Source organism: Fodinibius sp. (genome assembly GCF_041642155.1).
Taxonomy (GTDB): Bacteria; Bacteroidota; Rhodothermia; order Balneolales; family Balneolaceae; genus Fodinibius.
The window spans coordinates 9,174-14,957 of the sequence record NZ_JBEPWZ010000054.1 but is presented as its reverse complement, the minus strand read 5'-3'; the positions used below and the strand labels follow the sequence as shown (position 1 = coordinate 14,957).

Here is a 5,784-nt window from a genome sequence, read left to right as displayed (position 1 = left end):
ATCCTGCAGCCTGCGAGCGAAGAACGATTGTCTCCGGTGAGGATTTGCGGAAAGTGGTTTTTGCAGGAAAGGGGGGCAACCGGCGTCCGGTGAAAACCGGTATCAGCGATAATATGGATTTCCAGATCATATCGGGTGTTGACGAGGGGGAAGATATCGTGATTGGCAGCTATCGGATTCTGCCGGTGATCTTTCTGACGGGGATAATAATATTAGAGCAGAATAAATAATCGTAAATTTACCAGCAGGTAAGAATACTATGGCAGAACCACTTATTGAAATTCGGGAACTGATGAAGATTTATCAGATGGGCAACCAGGAAGTGAGGGCACTTGACGGGGTAACCTTCGACGTACAGGAAAATGAATATATTGCCATAATGGGCCCGTCCGGTTCCGGCAAATCAACGATGATGAACCTTATCGGCTGCCTCGATACGCCCACCCACGGAACGTATATTTTAAACAACCAGGACGTGAGCGAGCTGGAAGACGCTGAGCTTGCGGAAGTCCGCAACAGGGAGATCGGTTTTGTCTTCCAGACCTTTAACCTGTTGCCCCGTACCGATTGCCTGTCAAACGTTGAGTTGCCTCTTATCTATTCCGGTATTAAGACAGCCGAACGCCACAGGCGGGCTGCCAAAACGCTTGAACGGGTGGGACTGGGTGACCGTATGGACCATAAACCGAACGAGCTTTCGGGTGGACAGCGTCAGCGTGTTGCTATTGCCCGTGCGCTGGTTAATAATCCGTCGATCCTGTTGGCGGATGAACCTACCGGAAACCTGGACACCCAGACTGGAAAAGAGATCATGATGCTTTTTGAAGAACTCCACCGGATGGGCAACACCATTCTGCTGGTCACACACGAAGATGAGATTGCCGATCATGCCCGACGGATCATACGCCTGCGCGATGGCAAAATAGAGAGTGATACGGAAGTCGCCAACCCGGTGCTTGAGCATGTTGATATTTCAATACCGGCCGGGTCGGTCTGAGTGCGAATCAAATGGTCCGATTTCCCGAACTCTGACCCAGGATCAGCGAATAGAGTACGGGATAAAAAGTCAGGTAATATGCATAGAATGAGCTTTAAGGTCGTTTATCCGAGAGAGACATTCAGGAAATGTTGAGCTCAATACGGGGCGTACCGTTTCTGAAATACAGCTCCAGCGGATGATCGTAAACGCTGCTTAGTTTTTCCGAAGTGAGAACTTTCTTCTTCGGACCGGAAAAAGCCGCGCGCCCCTCTTTTAGCAAAATTACATTTGTTATTTCCGGCAGTACTTCCTCAAGGTGATGAGTAACGATGATCACGGTCGTACCCCGACGGGCAATATTGCGAATATGCTGCAGGCACCTTTCCCGTGCTACAAGGTCAAGTGCTGTGGTGGGCTCATCCAGTACCAGTACCTCCGGTGAGGTAACCAGTGCCCGGGCGATGAGCACACGCCGCGCCTCGCCGGCGGACATCCGGTTGAACCTGCGGTCTTTCAGGTATGCCGCATCCATAGAGGCAAGGGTGCGGTCCGCTTGTTGTTTCATTGCATCGGTGATGCGATGATGCCCGAAGAGCTGCATGCTCGAGAAGAAGCCGGTGAGCACCACCTCGCTGCCACTGAGCCGACCGTGATTCAGGTTATGCATGATTTCGCCTTCCAGGTCGGCGGAAATGATGCCGATGCGTTTTCGCAACTCACTGACAATCCAGCGGTCTTTTCCAAAAACGCGGATGGGCGGTGTGTCACCCTCGGGGGCCAGCGGGTGCAGCTGGTGGGTCAGCAGCTGAATAAAGGTGGATTTGCCCGAGCCGTTGGGCCCAACAATAGCCGTATGCTCCTGCCGGTGGATGGTCATAGAAAAGTGATCCATGACTTTGGTGTCGTTGCGATAGGCGGTAACATCATTGAACTGCAGAATGGGGGACTGTTGGGCGCGCTTGTTCATATAACGTGTTTAGTTCTTCATGGGTTGTTTATTTCTATTATTGCGGTGATGGCTGATGTGGATGATAAAGGGCAAATGAAAAAACCAAGCCCATTACATGCTAATTACCGATTCTGCTGTTTATCATGTGCAGCAACTGACGGAATCGGTCATTGTTGGGCTGCAGTTTCGCCAGCTTTTCTGCATGGGGCCGGGCCGCCCGGTATTGCTCTTGCTGTATATAAAGGGTACTAATGCCGTAGTGATAATCCGGATTCTCCGGATCCAGCGCTATAGCTTGCCGGTAGGCTTCTTCAGCCTGCTGTGATCTCCCGAGTTGCTGCAGGCTGATGGCCCAGTTATAGCGGGCGCGGGCATTTTGGGGCATCAGCTCGGCTGCTTTTTCGAAATGGGGGACCGCTTCCGCAAGCTGCTTTTCCTCCGCCAGCAGCAGGGCTAAAGAGTAATGGGCCGGACCGTAGCCCGGTTCCTGCTCGATCACCTTATCCAAGAGTTTTTCAGCCTCCGCGTTGTTCCCCCGCCGATTGTGTATATACGCCAGGTTGATGCGGGCGGGATTGAAATAGGGATCCTTTTCCAGGGCTTTTTGGTAAGCCTTGGCGGCCCGATCCAGCTGACCCTGTTTCTCAAAAAACTGTCCCCGGTTCATCTGTCCCTGCGGGAAATACTGGCTGACCGCAAGATAGTCCCTGTACTCCTCAAGGGCATCATTGAAATGCTGCTTCATGTTAAAGGATATATCTGCTGCGGAAAATTCAGCCAATCCTTCTGCTGCAGCGATCCGCACCGCTCGGATGGAGTCGTCCAGGGCCTCCTGCAGCGCGGGGTTCTTCAGGTTTTCCGGAAAAGATGCCAGTGCCCGCGCCGCGCTGTTTCGCACGAGGGCACTCCCGTCATTCAGTGTCCCTTCCAGCAGGTCCATGCTTTGCCCGCCTGGAAACTGTCCGGCATACCAGACAGCGGTCGCCCGGGCGATATCCGGCTGCACCGTATCGGCGATCAGCTGCTTTAGCTCGGGCAGAGCGTCCGATCCCGTTTCATTGGCCGTCATCAGAATTTCGGAAAAATGCTCCGGTCGTTCCGGTCCGTACCACTCTTCAACAGCACGGGCAGCCCATTCCGGAGAGCGCTGATCGTGACAATCATTACAGGCATTGGGCGTATCAAACTCGGCACTCAGATCCGGCCGGGGCACACGGAAGCTGTGGTCGCGACGGAAATCCACTTCCATATAATATCTACCGGTCATGTGACAGTTGATACACCGGGATGCTTCGGTGTTCACCTGGTGTTTAAAATGCTCAACCGTATTATAACGGGGCTCGTGGCACTGCATGCAGAGCGTGTTGTCAGTAACATTCGCTTTCAGTTCCAGGCTGTGCGGATCGTGGCAGTCATTGCACTTTACCCCTTCTCCAAACATTTTACTTTGCAGAAAAGAACCATACACATAGACCTCCTCCTTTATCTGTCCGTCTGCAAAATACGATTCAGGATGGGGAAGGGTAGGGTTGTAATGATCCAGGAAATTCTCCGTATGTGCATAGTCGTCGGTCATGTCCTCCCGCAGGGCGTGACACTGGGCACACTGGTCTATCTGCTCAGTCTGAGGCGTATTTTGGGTAAGCTCCAGATCTTCGCGGATGCGTTCCATGGTTGCTTCTTCCACCTCTTCAGACTGTACGAAATCCACATGTTTTTGGCCGGGACCGTGACAGGACTCGCAGCTGACATTGATGCTCGACCACGTTGTATGAAAAGAATCGGCCTCGGCGATATAATTCTGCTGCAGGTTGGTAGAGTGACAGTCGGCGCACATGGTATTCCAGTTCATGGCTCCACCCGTCCAGTGCAGCCAGTCGCCGTGCTGAATATCCTCCTCCGGGTTCATGGCAAACCACTCCTCTTTTTCCGTATCCCAGGCAATATTCAGGGCCTGTAGTTTCCCTTTGCCAAAATCAAGTAAATACTGCTGGAGGGGAGCCCATCCAAAGGTATGCGTGACCTCGTAGCGGACGGATCTGCCGTCCGGTCCCGGGGCCTCAACCATAAACTGCGAATCTTCTATAAAAAAACGATACGTTTCTTCCTGATGGGTAAAGGTCACATTATCAAAATCACCCCGTACCGATTGATCCGAGGCTTCTTTCATGGCATAATCGTGGTGTGATCCCTTCCAGGAAGCCGTTTCGCTGCTGTGACAGGTGGCGCATGTTTCGTCCCCCACAAATTGACGATCGATCGCATCTTTCTTGGAGGAGGTTTCGGTGGACTGATCGTCCGATTGGGTGCAGCTGAATATGATACCTGTTCCCAGAGAAATGCCAATGATGAATAACAAAAGCAGGCTTCGGTTCATTGCTTAACAAGTAGGCTGGATGGTTGTTTCTCAAACGCAGGGTTAATATATAAAAAAAGAGAGTATGTTACATGCCCGTGCTCAGTCGTATGTTTTCAGCAGTTCCACAACTTCCGTATGATTGTTATTTCGGGCAAAATCGAGAGCGGTCTCTTCATCCTTGTCCGTAATGGTCGGGTCCGCGCCATGCTCCATCAGTATTTGGACAACATTGGCATTACCCTCTGCAGCTGCGAACATCAGCGCAGACCAGCCGTCGACCTCGTCAGTGGCATCCGGGTCGGCTCCCCGTTCCAACAGCAAGTCTACAGTATTGGGGAAGGGCCCGCTGGCGGCAAAGATAAGGGGTGTTCTGCCCTCGGCATTGCGATCATCAATACGCGCGCCCTCCTCCAGCATCAGCTGGACGATTTCCGTATGTCCATTGAAAGAGGCGAGCATAAGCGGGGTGCGTCCCCCTTCATCCGAGGCGTTCACGTCAACGCCCTGCTCAACCATCTGCCTGACGTCGCTCATTTGTCCCTGCAGGGCAGCATCCCTTAGGTCCTGAGCCGTGAACTGGGCAGCTGTCTCTTGCTGCCGGGGTGCTTGATTGCTCTCGGACTCAGCCTGGTTTTGTTCATTTCCGCAGGAAATCAGAAAGAGAAAGCCGGTCATTAAAACACCGATAATTACAAAATAGGTAGAATAGTTATACCTTCGGGGTGTCAGCATAACGTGCACAGATGGTTTTTAGCTGTTTCGGTTATTTTGATTATTCTATCCCTACTTAAAAAATATACCTCGATTCTACAACTATTTTTCTCGAGTTTTTTTATTGCTCTTGGGTAGTGAATTTTAATATCCTTTATATAATTCATTCGATCACAAAATAATATCCTTATGAAAGTCCTATATATTTTCCCACATCCCGACGATGAATCTTTTGGTCCGGCCCCGGCCATGGCCGCCCAGCTTCGACGGGGAGATGATGTCTACCTGCTGACGCTGACCAGGGGTGAAGCGACCAAGCAGCGATTCCGGCTGGGGGTTGATAAAAAGGAAATGGGACAAATCCGCTTCCAGGAGATGCAATGTGTAAGGGAGGTGCTGGGCCTGACCGGCATGGAGGTGTGGGACCTGCCCGACAGCGGACTTAAAGAGCTGGACCCGCAGCAGATTGAAACCATGATTGACGAGCATATAGAGGCCATACAGCCGGATGTCCTGGTCACCTATGCCGTGCACGGCATCAGCGGCTTTGAGGATCACCTCGTCAGTCACGCCGTGGTTAAAAGCGTTTACTGCGACAGGAAAAGAAAAGGAAAGAGCTATCCCAGGCGGCTGGCCTTTTTTACTCATTATAATGAAATGGAGGGAGAGGGAAAGTTCCAATTAACTTCTTCGAAAACGGAAGATATCGACTGCTGGATAGAAGCCAGTGATGAAGATTATCAAAAATTCAATGATGCACTGGATTGCTACGAAACGTACCAGCAG

5 protein-coding genes and 1 pseudogene are annotated in these 5,784 nt (G+C 51.6%); 3 read left to right on the top strand and 3 right to left on the bottom strand.

Annotated features, from left to right (window positions below; genetic code table 11):
- Both ACESLU_RS05450 and ACESLU_RS05445 read left to right on the top strand, forming a co-directional pair.
- Positions 1-230 (top strand): annotated as a pseudogene (locus tag ACESLU_RS05450) (hypothetical protein); the annotation flags it as partial.
- Between the two features lie 29 nt (positions 231-259).
- A complete protein-coding gene (locus ACESLU_RS05445) occupies positions 260-997 on the top strand; it encodes an ABC transporter ATP-binding protein (protein WP_372636230.1) in 738 nt (245 codons plus the stop codon).
- Between the two features lie 121 nt (positions 998-1,118).
- On the opposite strand, the gene ACESLU_RS05440 is transcribed toward ACESLU_RS05445, so the two are convergent.
- The 3 genes from ACESLU_RS05440 to ACESLU_RS05430 form a co-directional block, all read right to left on the bottom strand.
- Positions 1,119-1,946 carry an ABC transporter ATP-binding protein gene (locus ACESLU_RS05440; RefSeq protein ID WP_372636228.1) on the bottom strand — a complete coding sequence of 276 codons (828 nt, stop codon included), beginning with the start codon at positions 1,944-1,946 and terminating at the stop codon, positions 1,119-1,121.
- A 100-nt stretch (positions 1,947-2,046) separates the two neighbouring features.
- The gene (locus tag ACESLU_RS05435) at positions 2,047-4,287 is read right to left on the bottom strand and encodes a tetratricopeptide repeat protein (RefSeq protein WP_372636225.1); all 2,241 of its coding nucleotides are present in this window, start codon (positions 4,285-4,287) and stop codon (positions 2,047-2,049) included.
- A 99-nt stretch (positions 4,288-4,386) separates the two neighbouring features.
- Complete coding sequence (locus ACESLU_RS05430; RefSeq protein WP_372636222.1) at positions 4,387-5,019, bottom strand: ankyrin repeat domain-containing protein; 633 nt, start codon at positions 5,017-5,019, stop codon at positions 4,387-4,389.
- A gap of 168 nt (positions 5,020-5,187) precedes the next feature.
- Here ACESLU_RS05430 and ACESLU_RS05425 point away from each other — a divergent pair.
- Positions 5,188-5,784, top strand: a 597-nt coding sequence (locus ACESLU_RS05425) for a PIG-L deacetylase family protein (protein ID WP_372636219.1), incomplete at its 3' end; no start/stop codon positions are given.